12 protein-coding genes are annotated in these 17,652 nt (G+C 41.2%); all 12 read right to left on the bottom strand.

What is annotated here, in order from left to right; genetic code table 11:
• Window positions 1-16: 16 nt before the first annotated feature.
• The 12 genes from F9K23_08910 to F9K23_08965 all read right to left on the bottom strand — a co-directional run bounded on the left by F9K23_08910 (window position 17) and on the right by F9K23_08965 (window position 17,636).
• The gene (locus tag F9K23_08910; protein KAB2916219.1) at window positions 17-3,745 is read right to left on the bottom strand and encodes a TonB-dependent receptor; all 3,729 of its coding nucleotides are present in this window, start codon (window positions 3,743-3,745) and stop codon (window positions 17-19) included.
• A 264-nt stretch (window positions 3,746-4,009) separates the two neighbouring features.
• On the bottom strand, window positions 4,010-7,684 hold the full coding sequence (locus F9K23_08915; GenBank protein KAB2916220.1) for a TonB-dependent receptor: 3,675 nt from the start codon (window positions 7,682-7,684) through the stop codon (window positions 4,010-4,012).
• 86 nt (window positions 7,685-7,770) lie between these two features.
• Window positions 7,771-8,709: a hypothetical protein gene (locus F9K23_08920; protein ID KAB2916221.1), complete on the bottom strand. Its 939-nt coding sequence runs from the start codon at window positions 8,707-8,709 to the stop codon at window positions 7,771-7,773.
• Window positions 8,710-8,712: 3 nt separating this feature from the next.
• Window positions 8,713-9,531 (bottom strand): glutamate racemase, encoded by an 819-nt coding sequence (gene murI, locus F9K23_08925; GenBank protein ID KAB2916268.1) that lies wholly within the window; start codon window positions 9,529-9,531, stop codon window positions 8,713-8,715.
• A gap of 81 nt (window positions 9,532-9,612) precedes the next feature.
• Window positions 9,613-10,140, bottom strand: a complete 528-nt coding sequence (locus F9K23_08930; protein KAB2916222.1) for an OmpH family outer membrane protein — start codon at window positions 10,138-10,140, stop codon at window positions 9,613-9,615.
• Between the two features lie 63 nt (window positions 10,141-10,203).
• A complete protein-coding gene (locus F9K23_08935) occupies window positions 10,204-10,749 on the bottom strand; it encodes an OmpH family outer membrane protein (GenBank protein ID KAB2916223.1) in 546 nt (181 codons plus the stop codon).
• 14 nt (window positions 10,750-10,763) lie between these two features.
• Window positions 10,764-13,268: an outer membrane protein assembly factor BamA gene (gene bamA, locus F9K23_08940; protein KAB2916224.1), complete on the bottom strand. Its 2,505-nt coding sequence runs from the start codon at window positions 13,266-13,268 to the stop codon at window positions 10,764-10,766.
• Window positions 13,265-14,056: an isoprenyl transferase gene (locus F9K23_08945; protein ID KAB2916225.1), complete on the bottom strand. Its 792-nt coding sequence runs from the start codon at window positions 14,054-14,056 to the stop codon at window positions 13,265-13,267. Before F9K23_08945 ends, bamA begins: the two co-directional genes overlap by 4 nt.
• Window positions 14,046-14,912 (bottom strand): hypothetical protein, encoded by an 867-nt coding sequence (locus F9K23_08950; GenBank protein KAB2916226.1) that lies wholly within the window; start codon window positions 14,910-14,912, stop codon window positions 14,046-14,048. The genes F9K23_08945 and F9K23_08950 overlap by 11 nt, the downstream gene beginning before the upstream one ends.
• Entirely contained in the window at window positions 14,897-15,739 is an 843-nt protein-coding gene (locus F9K23_08955) for an outer membrane beta-barrel protein (GenBank protein ID KAB2916227.1), read from the bottom strand. Before F9K23_08955 ends, F9K23_08950 begins: the two co-directional genes overlap by 16 nt.
• 97 nt (window positions 15,740-15,836) lie before the next feature.
• On the bottom strand, window positions 15,837-16,655 hold the full coding sequence (locus F9K23_08960; protein KAB2916228.1) for a PorT family protein: 819 nt from the start codon (window positions 16,653-16,655) through the stop codon (window positions 15,837-15,839).
• Window positions 16,656-16,739: 84 nt separating this feature from the next.
• A complete protein-coding gene (locus tag F9K23_08965) occupies window positions 16,740-17,636 on the bottom strand; it encodes an NAD kinase (protein KAB2916229.1) in 897 nt (298 codons plus the stop codon).
• Window positions 17,637-17,652: the final 16 nt, after the last annotated feature.

Consider the following 17,652-nt stretch of genomic DNA (forward strand, 5'->3'; position numbering starts at 1 on the left):
CGTAATTTTTTTTTAATTAAAACTGCAACGATACGCTCAGCCTGATACGACGTGGCAAACCATAATAGCCGGGGTTAGCAAGGGCTGTGTTGTACAAATCAACAAATGATTGTGCATCAACTGCGTTCCTTATCGACTCACGACCAAGGTTTGAACTCAACCAACCATCATCAGTTGCTGAACCGGTGTATGGGTGTACAGCCCTAATGTTATCTATGTTTAGGAAGTTTTGTATCCAGAACATAAACTGCATTTGTCCCATTTTAGGCATACCTGATTTGTTACGACCCAACTTCACATTTACACGTTTGTAAATGTTAATGTCGTTTTGCAACTGCCATGGAAGGCGTGAACCAAAAGGAGTACCTTTAATTGGGCTACGAACTACTACGCCTGATTGTGTGTTTGGAGTAGCAATTTGGTTAGCTGTGTATGGTAGACCAGAGAAGGCGTTAAAGATTACGCTGATACCTGCATTTTCAAGTACTTTGGTTTTCTTTTTACCCCAAACCGGGCCGTTGTACCTATCGCCACCGGCAAATTCATAGTACAAGTTAACTTTGATGTTGTGCCTTACGTCGATGTTAAGTGGGAACAAAGTACGTAAGTTGGGCAAACCAACTGAAATAAGTGATGCTTGAGAACCTGTGCTTGAACCTGTACCATCAGCAAATTGCAAGGTATAGTTAGCGTCCATGTTAAGGTTACCCAAATCCCTCATTTCATATTCAAGCCTGAAGCTCTTAATGGTTGAAAAGTCGATGTTACCAAATGAAGTATAGTCAATAGGATAAGCATAGTTATAACGGAACAACTGGATAAGGTTACGTTGTTCGCGGTATGAAGCAACTATACTCAACGCTGATTGATGCTTGCTGGTATTATCTGTTAACCTTTGTTTGAAACCAAGCTCATAGTCAGTAGTAGTTTGGGCTTTCAAGTTAGGGTTGTTAAGCGTTGTAGTGGGGTTAAAACGCAAGTAGTAGTAATCATCAACAGTAGTAAATACGTTTGATGGCCTTTGTGCAATAACGTCGTAGCTGGCAAAGAACCTAGATGCTTGGTTAATTGGGAAGTCAAACCAAATACGTGGCAACACGTTGATGGTTGGTTTGAAATCGGTGAACGAAGCAGCAGTTACGTTTTCGTTATTAGGGTCAACCAAGTAAGGTTGGATTTTACCGGTACGAGAGTTGTTAGCAAGTACTGAAGGGTCAGCAATTTTGATACCTTCTTTGTTGTACCATTCCAAACCATCACGGTAACCCAAAATACGGGTTGGGTTTTCAATGTTATCTACATACACTGCATAATCGTTACCTACAGAAGATGGGTGAGTAACGGCAGTACCTCCTACTTCTTTCACTTCACCTGCTGAGCGAATTGGATACAATGAATATGGATCTTTAAGTACAGGTAGGTTGTTATCAAACCTTTCAACCCTCAAACCTAAACGGAAGATAAGGTCTTTAAAGGCGAATTTATCTTGAACAAACACTGCAGAGTAAATAGGCATATAAGCACCAATTTCACGCCTGCTTGGGTCTAAGAAATCAGCAATACCGCGATTTCCTTTTAGTTTGTTACCCATGTAATCGTAACCGAAATAGCTTACTAAACGGTTACCGTTGTTCAACAACTCATCAGCGCTAAAATCGCTTAGTTTAAAGTCGTTAGGGTCAAATGCGTTAATATCAACGTAAGAGTTTTCAGTAATAGGGTTGCCGTAGTTATCCATTACACCACGCTCCATTAACCTCTTACGAAAGTTTTTATCAAAAGTTGATTGGTTCTCTGATTGTTTGTAGTTGTAACGAACTGTATCTCGGAAAATACCATTTTGGTCAACTGACAAAATTGGGTTATCAGTATCCAACACAACACCGTTGTTCATCAACTGCCACATCAAAGTCCACAAACCGTTTGATGATACGCTCCAAGAACGTGATACACGTTGCTCGTAGTAAACACCAAATTTAATGTCATGGCCTTTAATGCTCACTTCACCTGAAGCGTTCAAGCTGTACTGCTCGTTTTGGCTTTTGCCATAACTAGAGGTTAGCGTACCTACGTTGTTCCACATCAAAGAGTAAATACCTATTGGGTTTTGTCCGTTAACCAAACCGGCGTTGCTACTACGCACATCAAATATTGAGTTGATAGCGTCTTGACCCAATAGGTCATAATAAGCAGAGGTGTAGTTAGCCCTGATAGGGTTACGGGTATTGCTACGGTCAAAAGTGAACAAGGTATCAATAGGCCTGTTACCTGTTTGACGGTAGTAGTTTTTGATGTAATAGGTTTGACCGTTGTATTGAACCGTATCGGGGTTTGAGTTTTCGTTACCTCCGCCTACAAATTCAAATGCGGGGCGGCTGTATGTTTTGAAACGGCCGATGTAGCCATAATCAAAGATGTTGTCTTTGTGAACTGCATCCTGGTTGATGTTCCAGTTTGATTGGTATTCTAAACGAATGGTGTAATAAGCACTTTCAACTAAACGCTTAGCGTTTTTGTCTTTGTTATCTTCTGATGTGATAAGCCTTTGAGTGAAGCTCAAGTAGCTTAACAAACTGTGCTGGATACTTTGTGCGTTATTATTATAGTTGAACAGGTTGTTTTGGAAGTTGTAGCCTATTGTGTTTGAATAGTCATACTTAGCACCCAAAATCACTTGTATTTTATCGGTTGGTGAAAAGTTTAAGTTACCCAAGGCTGTAACCACATATTGTGGCACGTTAGGAGTAGCTTGTACTTTTTCCAAGTCTTTATTGGTGATAAACTCAGCCGAAGGCACAAAACCTTGACCGATTGGTGCCGAACGGATAGGGCTGGCTTCCAATTCTTTTAGTTTATCTTCTTTCACACGCCAAACACCGATAGCTGATGGCGAACGGTCGGCAGTATAGTTAAAGTTACCTGCAAACAAATATCCCAACACTGTACGAGCAGTTGAACGACCTTTATTTTTAGTATAAATAGGACCGGTCATTGCCATCTCAAACAGGTTGAAGTGGTATTTATCAAAAAGACTTGAAGTGATACCTTCAAACGATGCGTTAAAGGTTGATGATGGCGGGGGTGTGGTTACGCTGATAGCACCCCCAACAAAGTCGCCATATTCGGCAGATACACCACCGGTAATAACGTTTTGCTGGCCTATACCGCGCTGAGGAAGGTTGATGTTACCAATTACCCTTACACCATCAATATAATAAGCAGTACCTGATGAACGAGCACCACGGAAACTTGGTGTACCACCATCAATAGATATGGTACCTGCAACCGTGTTACTAAGGCTGTTTACACCACGAGTGGGTATTTTGCCTACGTTATCAATGGTACGACCCAATTCATCCCCTTTTACAATGGGAGGGCGGGCTTTCTCAGTGATAACAACTTCACCTACGGAAATTACCGATTCGCCAATCTGCACATCCTGGAATGTGATCTGATCGGGACGAATGGCAAGACCTTCGATTTTCTTGCTTTGGTAACCGGTGTACTTAATAACGATGTCATAAGTTCCGGGTTTAAGACCTTTAATACGGTACACACCATCAATGTCGGTGGCGGCACCCGTAATTTTCTGGCCTCCCAAATACGCTTCTACAGTGGCACCTATCAGCGGCTCTTTGGTATCCTCGTCAAAAACGGTACCCCTGATTTCTCCCAACTGTGATTGGGCCATTGCTGTAACCGAAGCAATTACACCCAATAAAAACAGGTAGATTTTTCTTCTCATATCAACTTAGTTTGGTATTAGTTCCAATTCTCGAGTTTGCCCCTAAAATTGGGGGCACAATTTAAAATTAATTTTACACTTCCCGCAAAAAAACACTAAACATTTGGCTCTACAAAATCATATCTATTTTATAAACCACTATTTATATCCGATTAATGTTGTTTATAGGTACTGGATACCAGAACGACTTTTTTTATCAGGGGGTTGTAACGCCCCCTGATTTTTTAAGAAAAATTTCAAAAACCCTTTAAAAACAGTAGGTTATCAAAAGGTTAACGATACCCCTAACCTTATCCTGCGGGGCATAGTATAGTAACCGGGGTTTTGTAGCGCGGTGTTGTACAAATCAACAAATGATTGTGCATTCACTGCGCTTTCTACTGCCTTACGGCCTTGTTCTGAGCTTAGCCACCCGTCGGTTTCTGCTGAGCCGGTGTAAGGATGTATGGCACGTATGTTTTTTAGGTTGATAAAATTATTTACTGACAGCGTAAATCTAAACTCTCCCATTTTTTTGCTGCCGTCTTTTGAGCGACCCAAAACTGTAGGAATGGTTTTAAAGATACTTAAGTCGTTTTGTAGTTGCCAAGGCAAACGGGCGCCAAAGGGTGTACCTTTAATAGGTGAACGATTGGCGGCACCGCTTTGTGCGTTGGCCGTAGGTTGTTGGTTAACGGTGTAGGGTAACCCTGAGAACGCATTCAGGTTCATCACTACGCCCATGTTTTCAAATACCTTAACTCCCTTAATTTTAAGTCCTGTGTACTTATCTCCACTACGGGTGTAGTAGCTGACGTTGAACTTGATGTTGTTACGAACGTCAAAACTAAGAGGGAAAAGTGTGCGTAGGTTTGGTTGCCCCACTGCAACCAATGCCTGCTGAGAGCCTGCTGATGACCCTGTGCCATCGGCAAACTGTAACGTGTAGGATGCGTCCATTTCAATCCGCTCGTTTTTGCGCATAATGTATTGAGCGGAGAAACTTTTGATAGTTGAAAAATCGATGTTAGCAAAAGAGGTATAGCTTACCGGGTAAGCGTAGTTGTATTTATATAATTGTATAAGGTTGCGTTGCTCGCGATAGGCAGCGGTTAGTGCCAATGCCGAGTTTACTGACAACTTAACCCTAAAACCTAACTCGTAGTTGGTACTGCGTTGAGGTTTCAAATCGGGGTTACCTATTATATCGGTTGAGTTAAAGGGTAAGAAATAGTATTGTGCTATGGTAGCAAAGTTGTTGGTAGGTCGTTGTGCCAACACATCATAGCTGGCAAAAAAACGAGCTACATCCGTAACTGCAAACTCACAATACAAGCGGGGCAATAATTGCACCTGTGGCTTGTAATCGGTAAAGGCGTTAGCCTCTACCCTATTTTGTGTAGCATTGCTAAGGTAAGGCTGTATCGTGCTTCCTTTTGATTGCTCGGCAATAGTTGCAGGGTCATTTATTTGCAACCCTTGCGCATTGTACCAAGTATTACCGCTGCGGTAGCCTGTAATGCGTGTGGGATTGCGGGCATCATCAACATATACTGTATAATCATTGCCAATTGATTCAGGGTGCTTCACATCTGTACCGCCAATAGTTTTCACCTCGGCTGCTGTTTTAGCATCAAACAACAAAAATGGGTCTTTAAGCACCGGCATATTGTTGTCAAACCTTTCGGCACGCAAGCCAACACGCATGGTAAAACCTTTAAACTGTATCCTGTCTTGCACAAATGCAGCAGCATAAGTAGGCATATAAGCACCCACGGGGCGATTTAAAATATCATTAGTAAAAGCATTGATACTTCGTGAGCCATTGGTTTTGTTACCCAAGTAATCATACCCGTAATAACTTACATACCCGTTACCGTTGTTTAGCAACTCATCAGCACTAAACATCGAAAGTTTAAAATCGGCAGGATTGTATGAGTTGATATCGATAAACGAGTTTTCAGTAATGGGTTTGCCATAATTATCTACGGCACCTTGTGCTATCAGTGCTGCTCTGATGCGCTTATCAAAGGTTGACTGTGATGCTGATTGACGATAGCCGTATTTAACGGTGTCTCTAAACACCCCGTTTTGGTCTAACACCAGTTGGGGATTTTCAGTATCTAACACCAAGCCGTTGTTGGCCAATTGACCCATCAATGTCCAAAGGCCGTTGGCATCAGCACTCCAAGCACGTTGAAAACGTTGCTCGTAATACATACCGAAACGTAACTCGTGGTTTTTGGTGCTTATTTGCCCTGTGGCATTAATACCTACTTGCTCACTTTGGCTTTTACCGTAACCGGTTACTCCCAACCCCACGTTGTTCCACATGTTTGAATATATACCTATCGGGTTTTGACCGTTTACCAACCCTGCTCCGCTACTACGTATAGAGGTTAGTGAGTTTATATTCTCTTGCCCAAGTAAATCATAATACAAGCTGGTGTAGTTGGCACGCAATGGGTTGTGTGTTTCGTTGCGGTCAAATGTTACCAATGTATCAATGGGGCGGTTCCCTGTTTGACGGTAGTAATTCTTAACGTAGTACTTCTGTCCGTTTACCTCAAATGTGTCCGGCTTCTGGTTTTCTGTATGCGATACCAGTTCATACGCAGGGGTGCTGTATGTTTTAAAACGGCCTATGTGTCCATAATCAAACAGATTAGTACCGTGCTCAGGGTCTTGTGTTGTTGACCACGCTCCCTGATAATCTAAGCGAACATTGTAAAAGGCATTGGTTATCCAACCATTTTCTTTTGTTTTTAGTATGTGGTTAAAGTTTACATAGGTAAGCAGGTTGTGGTTAATGGTTTGTGAGTTGTTGCCGGGGTTAAACAGGTTGTTAGCAAAATTGTAGTTGATAAAATTGCCGTAATCGTACTTGGCACCAAATAGTACCTGAATGTTCTCATTGGGTACATAATTCAACTCGCCCAACAGTGAGGTGGTTTGCGAAGGAGTGTTAGGATTGGCACTTATTTTTTCCAAATCTTTTTGGGTGATAAACTCTGCCGATGGTACAAAGCCGTTTCCTTTAGGTGATGAGCGTAAAGGGGTTTCTTCCAATTCTTTCAGTTTGTCTTCTTTCAAACGCCAAACACCTACCGCCGATGGTGACCTATCGGCTTGGTATTGGTAATTGCCCGATAGTAAATACCCCAACTTAACTTTAGCACTGTCGCGACCTTTGTTTTCTACAATCAAAGGCCCCATAAAAAAGGCTTCTGCATAATTGTTATGGTATTTATCAAACAAGCTGGAACTAATGGCTTCTACTGAGCTTCTTCTTAATAACCCCGGACGAGGGGTATTAACGCTGATAGCACCGCCCAAAAAATCTCCGTACTCTGCTGAAAAGCCACCCAACATTACGGATGCGTTTCCAATGGCTGCAGTTGGGAATCCTGAAAGGTTTGAACCGTTTATCCAAACACCGTTCCATAGAATACGGCTTGAATTAAAACGAGCTCCGTTCATAGACATTGCCCCGCCATCTTGAGCAAATACACCGGGAGCTGTATTTGCTATGCTTGATAAACTAGACCTTATAGGAGATGCTATTAATCCATCCCGTCCGCAACCTATACATTTATCATTATCTACAATTTTTTTAACATGAGTTACGACTGTTTCTGTAACTTCTACTAACCCTACTGATATTGTAACTTCTGTTACATTATCAGCATCTACTGCCACACCTGCCAAAGTTTTATCTTGTGCCGCATAGTTTACGCGCACGTTGTATTTGCCTGCATTCAGGGGTTTAAAAGTTGCGATACCTTTTTCGTTGGTGCTTTGGGTCTTAATAACCGCTCCTTCTTGGTACAGGGTTACATAAGCAAACTCCACTAATTCCTCTCCATCGGTTACAGTAACCCTTAACTCCCCGGTGGTAGTTTGTGCCTGTAGTGCTACAGGAAGGGCAAAGCAAAGCCATAGGTAAATTATCCTTCTCATAGGTTGTTTTTTAAAAGTGAATAAAATTTTACCTGCACCTACTGGTGCAAAGGGTTTGCCGGCCGGCGATTATTTTTGATTTCGGTTTAGCCCAGTTGCTTTATTTTTTCAACTAAGCTTACGGAAATCTTGTAATAGGACTCATGCGTCCAGCCACCTGTGTGACTTGTTATTAAAACGTTAGGGTAGGCCAGCAGGTTGGAAAGTTGCTGACGTTCGTCGAAAGAATATTCGGGCAGGTTTTCGTTTTCCAATACATCCAGCGCACAACCGCGCAGTTTGCCGCTTTGCAGGGCTGATAGTACAGCGGGGGTATGCATTATTTTTCCCCTTGATAGGTTAAGTAAGTAAAAACTCTTTTTAAAGCTATTTATATAATCGGAAGTAATAAGGTGATGTGTTTCACTGGTAAGTGGTAAATGTACGCTTAAAACGTCCGCACGGGCATAAAGCGCCTCCATGCTGCACTCTTCTACCAACTCGTTGCCGTAATCGGTTTTGTATTTATCGTAGGCGATTATTTTGCAACCAAACCCTGAAAGCTTTTTTGCGAAGGCACTTCCCGTATGACCATATCCGACAATTCCCACTGTCATATAGGATAGCTCAAACCCGCGGTTGCCCTCGCGTTCCCACTCAAAGTTATTTACTTCTAAATATGATTTGTGAATGTTTGCCAATAAGCTCAACAACATACCTACGGCCTGTTCGCCTACGGCATCACAGTTGGCTTCGGGAGTGTTAAAACAAGTGATGCCCGCTTGTTCACAGTATTCTAAATCAATAATTTCAAGACCGGACCCTGCCCTACCGATAAATTTAAGTTTGTGCGCTTCTTGCAGAACCTCACGGTCGATTTTTGTTTTTGAGCGTACCACCAGCCCTTCGTAATTACCTATGCAGTTGATAATTTCAGCCCGTGATATATAAGGGAGATAATCAATCGCGTATCCCAACGCAGGCAAATGCTCGTTGAGGTAAGGATGTACATCGTCAATTATTAATACCGTGCCTTTAGGTTGCATGGGTTATTGCCAAAGCGGGTAATACTCAAGTTTTATTTTTTCTTCGAAGAAAATACGGGCAGTACTCTCAAATGCAGTAGTGTAGTCAGACACGAAGAATTTATATTCTGCAGGTCCTTCGGGGTTAAGGAGTTTTTTATCGTCCAACACCTTTTTTACTTGCTGGGCCACCACACTAGCCGAATCTATAATAGGTACTTGCTTCTTTTGCTTTTGGTAGTATTTCTCTATCTGAGCCTGTATCAGCGGATAGTGGGTGCAGCCCAATACCAACGCATCAATACCTGCAAGGGGTTTCTTTTCCAGATAACTATTGATAATTGTTTGGCTGATGTTGTTGTTAAAGTAGCCTTCTTCTATCATGGGGGCCAGCAACGGGGTGGCTAACTCTGCGGTAGCCAATGTTGGGGCTGTTTTTTTAATCTTTTTTGAATAGGCTCTGGTGCTTACCGTGCGTTTAGTAGCAATAATGCCCACTTTACCCTGCTTTACATTTTGTGACACGTGTGACGCCACAGGGTCGATAACATTTATGAGCAGGCTTTTATCAGCAAACATAGGCAGTAACGCCTGATACCCCGTAGCGGAAGCGGTGTTACAAGCTATCACCACCATCTTACAGTTATGTGATAACAAGAACGACGCTATTTTACGCGAATAATGCTTTATTGATTCTGCCGACTTATCACCGTAAGGTAAGTGTGCGGTGTCACCAAAATAAATAAAGCTTTCGTTGGGCATTAGCTTGGCAATGGCTCTTGCCACTGTTAATCCTCCAATACCTGAATCGAATATTCCTATGGGTTGTTTTTTTGCTTCCACAATTTTTGGCATATCGAATATATGCAAAAAAGTCCCTCAAATGAGGGACTTTTCCGTTATGTTTTCTATTATTTACTGAACTTATTTAATGCCCAATTTCTTTTTCACATCGTTCATCAGGTTGTCTGATGGTTGTGAGTAAAGAATACCGCCTGCGCTAGCATCTAACACATAGGTATAGCCCTTTTCTTTAGCAACTTCTTCGATGGCTTTACGTACTTTGGCAATAATGGGTTCGTAAACGGTTTGCCTTTTTGTCGCTACAGCGTCTTTAGCCGTTTGATCTAGCTGGTTTAACTTTTGAGTCCCTTCTTGATAATCTGCAACATCAAGTTTAAAAAAATCATCATTGGGTTCTTGACCATTATTATTATTTACGGCCTTCATGATTTTTTCATAAAGAACTTTTAATTCTGACTCTTTTTTTGAAAGCATATTCTCCCATTTTTTTACCTCAACTTGTATTGCGGAGTCTGCTTTTGCTGATTCGGGCATAAGTAACACCAATGAATCTGCATGAATGTGAGCTATTTTAGATTGTGCATTTGCCGTGATTGCGCAAATCATCAAACCAAATACTAAGGCAAGGGTTTTAATACTGTTCTTCATCGTAGCTATATTTTGTGTCGTTTTTGTTCTATACAGTTTAAGGCCGCAAGGTAAACACTTTTTTTATTCTTCTTCGGGTGTTTCACCTTGTCCCTCTCCTCCGGGGCTTATGCCAAGGGCTTCCAGCACTTCGTCGCTGCGGTCGTATTTGGGATTTGTGTACAACATGGTTACCCCACCCGATTTATCAAAAATAAAATCCAAGGCGTTGTCTTTGGCAACTTTTTGTATTGCTTCAAATACTTTGTCTTGAATGGGTTTCACCAATTCTTGGCGTTTGGTAAACAACTCTCCGTTAACTCCAAACTTTGACACCTGATACTCGCGCAACTCTTTGTTTTTAGCAGTTATTTCGTCGGTGCGTTGTTTTATAACATCATCCGTTAGCACTAAACGCTCTGCTAAAAGGTTTTTCTCAAGTTTGGCTATCTCTTCTTTTTTCTTTTCAATCTCTTTTTCCCATTGCTCCGAAAGAAAATCAAGCTGTTTTTGTGCTGATTTGTATTCGGGCATTTGGTTAAGTATGTATTCACTATCTACATAAGCAAACCTTTGGCCAAAAACCGGCAAGGCTATTAAAAATGCTATAACTGATATTATCTGCTTCATATCTTTTATAAAAATTATAATTGCTGACCTATGAAAAAGTGTACTTGTCCTTTGTTTGAACCGGGTGTATATGGGTTGTTATCAAACCCGTAACCCCAATCTATACCTAACAGGCCGAACATGGGCAGAAATATACGTACACCAACGCCGCCTGAACGTAAAAGGTTGTAAGGGTTGTAATCTTTGAATCGCGACCAGCTGTTACCTGCTTCTAAGAAACTGTGTACATACACGGTGGCTTGCGGGTTTGGAGAAACGCGGTAACGAAGCTCCATCGTAAATTTATTGTAGATAGTTGCACCCACATAGTTGCCTGAACTACCATCTTCATTTACTGCCCTTGGGGTAATTGAGTTATCCCTGTAACCACGCATCGAAATCAATTCACGACCGTCAAGGTTAAAGCCTATCAAACCGGCACCACCCACGTAAAAACGTTCGAAGGGTGAGTTACCTATATCGCGGTTATAAAAGCCCATAAATCCGGTGCGCACCATTGAAGCTAATACAAGATTTTTAGCCAGTTTAGTGTAGTGCATTGCATCAAACTTCCACTTATGGTATTCAATCCATTTAAACTTCTCTTGGGTAGTAGCTGTTTTATAATCAACGCCTGAGAATTTTGAGAATGGCGGCGTTAACTGTGTTGAGAAGTTGAACTGCGAACCTGCCTGTGGGAATATATAATCATCGGTTGAGTTACGCGACAACAGGAAACGGAAGTTAATGTTGTTTGAACGTCCGTCGTCAAACTCAAAAATACCGGTGGTATAGTTGCTAAGGTTATAATGCTGGTAGTTTATAGAATAGTTTACAGTGAACCAATCATCAGGCCAACGCAAACGTTTGCCTAATCCTAAGCTTAAACCTGATATTTTAAGTTTTGAAGGCGTGCCTGAGCTGTTGAATTGCTGAATAGAGTGGTATGCACTAAACGAAAGTGAATTGGGGCGTTTGCCGCCAAACCAAGGCTCTGTAAACGAGAAGTTATACGACTGGTAGTAAGTACCGTTTGATTGTGCACGAATGCTCAAACGTTGTCCATCACCTGATGGGTATGGATCCCAACCACCTTTTTTGAACATTTTTTTAGTGGCAAAGTTTGATAAGGTAAGCCCTAAGGTACCTACCACAAACCCTTGACCGAAACCACCTGAAAGTTCAATCTGGTCGCTTGATTTTTCTTCTACCTTATACTCAATATCAACAGTACCGGAAGCAACATTAGGCTTTGGCTGTACGTCCATTTTTTCTGGGTCGAAATAGCCCAATGCTACCAACTCACGAATAGAACGCTGTATATCGGTACGGCTGAATTTCTGGCCGGGTCTTGTACGTATCTCACGCAAGATAACGTGGTCGCTGGTCTTGCTATTACCCGTAACTGTTACCGAACTGATAGTAGCCTGCGGACCTTCCTGAATACGGATTTCAAGGTCAATAGAGTCGTTTTCAACTTTTACTTCAACAGGTACTACTGAGAAGAATAAGTATCCGTCGTCCATATACAACGCTGATATATCATACCCTCTTGGGTTCATAAACAGCTTGCTTTCAAGGGCTGATTGGTCGTACACATCTCCCCTTTTGATATCAAGCATTTTGCCCAAGGTATCGCTGGTGAATTTGGTATTACCCGCCCATGAAATATTACGGAAGTAGTATTTGCGCCCTTCGCTAAGGGTTAATTGAATGTTGATGGTTTTATCGTTGTGCTGATAGATGGTATCGCTAAGCAAAACAGCATCACGATAGCCCAAAGTGTTGTAATAACTTACAATACCTAATTTCTCTTCGTTATACGTATCTTCTATAAACTTAGACTTTTTGAATATACGCCACCATGCTTTGCGTTTAGTGTCACTAAACAGCCTGCGCAATTTTGATGATTTTACGTTATTGTTTCCAACAAAAACAATGTCGTTAATTTTTATCCTATCGCCGCGGTAAACGGTTAGTTGCAAATCAACAAAGTTTTTGCGGATGGGGCTGGGTACTTCAGTAATCTCTACTCTTGCGTTAAAATACCCTTTCTCTCTAAAGTGCTTTAATACTTCGCTGCGGGTACGCTGTATTACGTTTTCGGTAACAATTTGGCCGCTTTGAATGCTCAAATCTTCACGAAGGTTTTTGGCATGGCGCTTTTTTAGCCTGCGTATTTTTATCTCGCTTAAACGGGGTCTTTCTTCCAAATAAAAATCAATGAATACTTTGTTTTCTTCCATCTTTCTAAGACGGACTTGTATGTTCACAAAGAATTTTTGTTTCCAAAGGTTTTCGATGGCTTTTGTAAGCTCATCACCGGGCAATGATATGGTTTGCCCTTCGTACAACCCTGTTAATACTGATAAGATACGTTCATCCAAAAACTGAACGCCTATAATGCCTATACCACCTACCACAACTTTTTGCGGACGCTGGTAATCCATTGTATAGTATTCTTCAGTTTGTGTAGTATCGCCTTGTGCCCGCAGTAGTGCAGGCAATAATAACAGTAGTACTATCCTTAAATATCTCATCCTGCTTTTAACTGGTCGCCTGTTTTTCCAAACCTGCGTTCACGTTTTTGATAATCTATAATTGCTTCGTAAAGGTCTTCTTTCCTAAAATCAGGCCACAATACAGGGGTGAAATACAACTCTGAATAGGCAATTTCCCATAATAAGAAGTTGCTAATCCTTTGTTCACCGCTGGTACGTATCAATAATTCAGGATGGGGTATCCCACGTGTTGAAAGGTAGTTATCAATCAACTCGTCGTTTATATCGTTTACATCAATTTTACCGGCCTTTACATCGGCGGCAATATTGCGTATACTGTTTGTTAAATCCCATTTGGCACTGTAGCTAAGAGCCAACACCAGTTGCATACGGGTATTGCCTTTAGTTTCTTCAATAGCCGAGTTTAATTTTGTTAAACAGCTTTTTGGTAAAGACTGTAAATCTCCGATGGCTGTTAGTCGTATGCTGTTTTTTTGCAGCGTAGGGATTTCTTTTTCAATAGTATCCACCAACAGGTTCATCAAGGCATCCACTTCTTCTTTGGGTCGGCTCCAATTTTCGGTAGAAAACGCATATAGGGTAAGGTGTTTCACGCCCAACTCTGCACAAGCCTCAGTTGTTTCCCTTACAGAAATCACACCGTTGCGGTGACCAAATATTCTGAATTTGCCTTTTCCTTTTGCCCAACGTCCGTTACCATCCATAATGATGGCAATGTGCGAAGGCAGCTTATCTTTATTTATTTCATGGGCCGAACTCATGGGGTTATGCGCATTTTTTTCGAGGGTTGCAAAGTTAATCAACATTATGAAATCTCCTCGTTTTTGGCGGAAATGCGCAATAAATGGGCTCAATACGGTATGTAAGGGTGATTCCGGCAAATACGTACCAATCTTTTAGATGCGGGTCGCCGCGCATATCATTTTTGGCACTGCGCATCTCCCCTGCTCCTGCATTAACGCTAGAAGGGTCTGACAAGGCCACTGAGGCTGCTCCGTTGGCTTTGCGTAACTCAACTAAATCAGGGTAGTTACCGCTTACATCGTCTAAATAATCAGTGTATGTTTTGCGATAGCCTACTTCAAATCCTAAAATCCATTTTGGGGAAAACTTGAACTTATAACCCGCCCCAATGGGTATTGATACACTTACACGCGAGTATTTGCCTTTACCACCTTCAAGGTTTTGACCTTCGGTAGCAAGGGGTTGTAATGATACCCAAGTATTATCAAATTTAGCTTTGGGGTTAAAGTAAAACGCGTTTATGCCTGTAAATACGTAAAAAGATGATTTTTTATTCTGTGGGTGACTTAACCCAAATGGGCGAAAGTGGAACTCAATAATATTAGTTAGTTCCCAAATATTTGATTTAAAGGTAAGTCCTCTTAGTTCAGTTGCAGGTTGTAACGAGTCAGCTCCTGAAATTTGTCCAAAAGCGGCTCCAAACCTGTATGAAAAATGGCGTGATATGTTGTAGCGCCCCCAAAGGTTGATACCTATGTGAGTTTTGCTTAAAGTGGGTTCTTTTGAAATATCGCCTAAGTAATTGGTGCCGCCTAAAAGGCCGCCAATCTCCCAACGCTGCGCTAAGGCATTGTTGCTGCTTATTATAAATATTGTTACTATTAGTAGCGGGGCGACTCTTTTTAAAACTGATAACACTTTACTTTATGCAGATTAATTGTATATGAAAGCGATATACCCAAAAAGTTGTACCAATCTCTGTCTTTGTTATCGCCACGTTGTTGTCCTCTTTGGTTAATTATATCGTATGGCCCTTTATCTTCACCACTGCGGTTTGCTAATGCTGCCGACTGTGATCCGTATTGAGCCGAAAGGATAGCAGGGTTTACATAAGTTAAACTCACATCATCAAGATAATCGGTAAAAGTAAAGCGGGTGCCGTACTCAATACCCATTACAAAACGAGGGGCAAGTCTTATTTTAAATCCAAATCCAAATGGTATTGCTACCTGGGTAAGTGCGTATTTTTTACGGCTTTGCAAAGGGGTTGTTCCTTGTCCTTCGGTTCCTTTTGGCTGCAACTCATACACGGTATCGTTAAGTACTGTTTTAGGGTTAAACTTAAAAATACCTATGCCGGCGTATATGTATGGGCTAAAGCCTTTGCCACCTTTTGTACCCATTGCATCAAAGCCGGTGATGTTCCACTCAAACTGTCCTGAAAACTCAAACAACGGCGAATAAAAGTCTAGATTACGTCTACGCTTTTCTTCGCTTGAGAAGTTTGCATCATCACCGTTTATTTTACCGTAAAAAACATTTCCTCTCAATGAAATATTGTGGTTTGGGTTGTACCTAAGCATTAGCCCGCCTGCAAAATTCATTTCCTGAAAACGGCTCTCAGTCATGTCGCCAATGTAGTTAGTTTGACCTAACAAAATACCTACTTCTACGTTGTCTCTCTGAGCTGCTGAATTAATGGCAATAGCTAAGCCTGCCAAAAGCATAAACCGTTTTAATATCATCTTACCTTAGTGTTAACGAAAAATGTTTTGAATTATTATAAAAAAAATCGGGTCAAACATAAAGCTTGACCCGATTACAAATATCTTTAATTTTTTGTTAAAACCTACATTCGAATTTACGAATGGTTTTGCTAAGAGTTATACCATAAAAGAAGTATGCATCATTGTTATCAGCATTACCCCTAGGCCATTTGCTTGGCCATCCTTTTGAAGGATCGTTTGAAGGTACAATACCCCTGTATGCTAGTGCTTGTTCTTCTGGAGTTAAAGAAGCAAAGTTATCAGGAGCCCTGTCACTAACATCATCAAGATAATCAGTGAATGTTTTACGGTAACCAATTTCGATACCCAAGTTCCACAATTGTTTGCGGCCTATGCTGAATTTGTAACCTATACCGATTGGTATTGCAATACCAAGTGGGCTATAAGCACCATCCATTTTACCTTGTTCGGTTTTCATAGTACGTAGTGCATACTTAGTACCGTTAAGGTAAGTTTGAGGATTGTAGTAAAATGCTGCCAAACCTGCAAACACATAAGGAGTTGATTTGAATTTGCGTGAACCGGCCACGTACTTCATGAAGTTATATTCTCCTACTACTGAAAGCTCAGCAAGTGGTGAGTGAAAGCTAAGGTTCCTGTTTTCGCGATTGGTACCTTTACCGCTATAATCATCATAGCTGGCAATGTAGCCAAAGTTTAAACCTGTTTTAAGAGCCCAGTGGCTGTTAAAGTTATAGCGATAAAACCCTCCTATCGCAGGACGGGTACCCCTCAAGGGTATGGGTGACTGGGCCAAATCACCGTTATAGGTAGAAAGGCCTAAAAATCCTCCCCACTCTCTATCTTGAGCAGTTACACTCATTGTAGAGAGTGCTAAAATGGCAACCAGTAGCAAATTTTTAATCTTCATCATGGCTAAATTTCGATTGGCACAAATATAGGGTTAGTAAAGTAATTTTCTATTAAATTTTTAAAAACTTTCAATTTTAGCAACGGATTACCCCTTGTCAAAGTTCCTTTTATCAACTCCCCACATTAATTTTCTTCGCAAAGTACGAAGGTAATTATGGTCTTTTAATTGCACTAATTTAAGCTCAAAATCGCTCTTGCGAATGGCCAACTGTGACGTGAAAGGCACTGATACTGAGCGAGAATCCATACTTATAAGAAATGAATTACTTCGTCCTTCAACTTCAAAAGAAATTACATTTTTATCAGACACCACAATGGGTCGCACATTAAGGTTGTGAGGTGCGATTGGGGTGATTGCAAAACTTTCAGAATAAGGAAATAAAATTGGCCCTCCGCAGCTTAATGAATACCCTGTTGAGCCTGTTGGGGTAGATATTATCAGTCCATCAGCCCAATATGAGTTTAAAAATTCACCATTAAGATATGTGTTTACTACTATCATTGATGATGAATCGTTTTTGTGAATCACAAAATCATTAAGTGCATAATGCAGCCCCTCAAAGTAGGTTTCTGTGCTTTCAAGGTATAGCAATGAGCGCGTATCAATGGTGTAATTTCCTTTTGCCAAATCGGTAAAGGCTTCGTACACTTCATCTTTTGCTACATTGGCTAAAAAACCTAGCCGGCCTGAATTGATTCCTAATACAGGTATGTTTTTCTCTTTAACCAATGCTACTGTATCCAGCAAGGTACCGTCGCCACCAATAGATATAAGGTATTCAGCGTCGGTTTTAGAAAAGTTATTGTCGTTAAAAGGCTCTATCGCTAATGAAAACCCTTGTGTTAGTTCATTAAATTCATTGATAATGTTTTCATGAACAAAGGCAACGGTGTGATTTTCGGAAAAAAAAGCAGCAAGGCGGCTAATAAATTCGCCCGTACCGTTGCTTTTTAAATTGCGGCCAAACAGCGCTAATTTCATCTTATGTACAAAGGTA

Source organism: Bacteroidota bacterium (assembly GCA_008933805.1).
Taxonomy (GTDB): domain Bacteria; phylum Bacteroidota; class Bacteroidia; order UBA8524; family UBA8524; genus SB11.

Coding starts and splice junctions, on each gene's coding strand:
- F9K23_08930 (KAB2916222.1), bottom strand. CDS start 10,140: ATGAAGAACAGTATTAAAACCCTTGCCTTAGTATTTGGTTTGATGATT.
- bamA (KAB2916224.1), bottom strand. CDS start 13,268: ATGAGATATTTAAGGATAGTACTACTGTTATTATTGCCTGCACTACTG.
- F9K23_08910 (KAB2916219.1), bottom strand. CDS start 3,745: ATGAGAAGAAAAATCTACCTGTTTTTATTGGGTGTAATTGCTTCGGTT.
- F9K23_08945 (KAB2916225.1), bottom strand. CDS start 14,056: ATGTTGATTAACTTTGCAACCCTCGAAAAAAATGCGCATAACCCCATG.
- F9K23_08935 (KAB2916223.1), bottom strand. CDS start 10,749: ATGAAGCAGATAATATCAGTTATAGCATTTTTAATAGCCTTGCCGGTT.
- F9K23_08955 (KAB2916227.1), bottom strand. CDS start 15,739: ATGATATTAAAACGGTTTATGCTTTTGGCAGGCTTAGCTATTGCCATT.
- F9K23_08920 (KAB2916221.1), bottom strand. CDS start 8,709: ATGCAACCTAAAGGCACGGTATTAATAATTGACGATGTACATCCTTAC.
- F9K23_08915 (KAB2916220.1), bottom strand. CDS start 7,684: ATGAGAAGGATAATTTACCTATGGCTTTGCTTTGCCCTTCCTGTAGCA.
- F9K23_08960 (KAB2916228.1), bottom strand. CDS start 16,655: ATGATGAAGATTAAAAATTTGCTACTGGTTGCCATTTTAGCACTCTCT.
- F9K23_08965 (KAB2916229.1), bottom strand. CDS start 17,636: ATGAAATTAGCGCTGTTTGGCCGCAATTTAAAAAGCAACGGTACGGGC.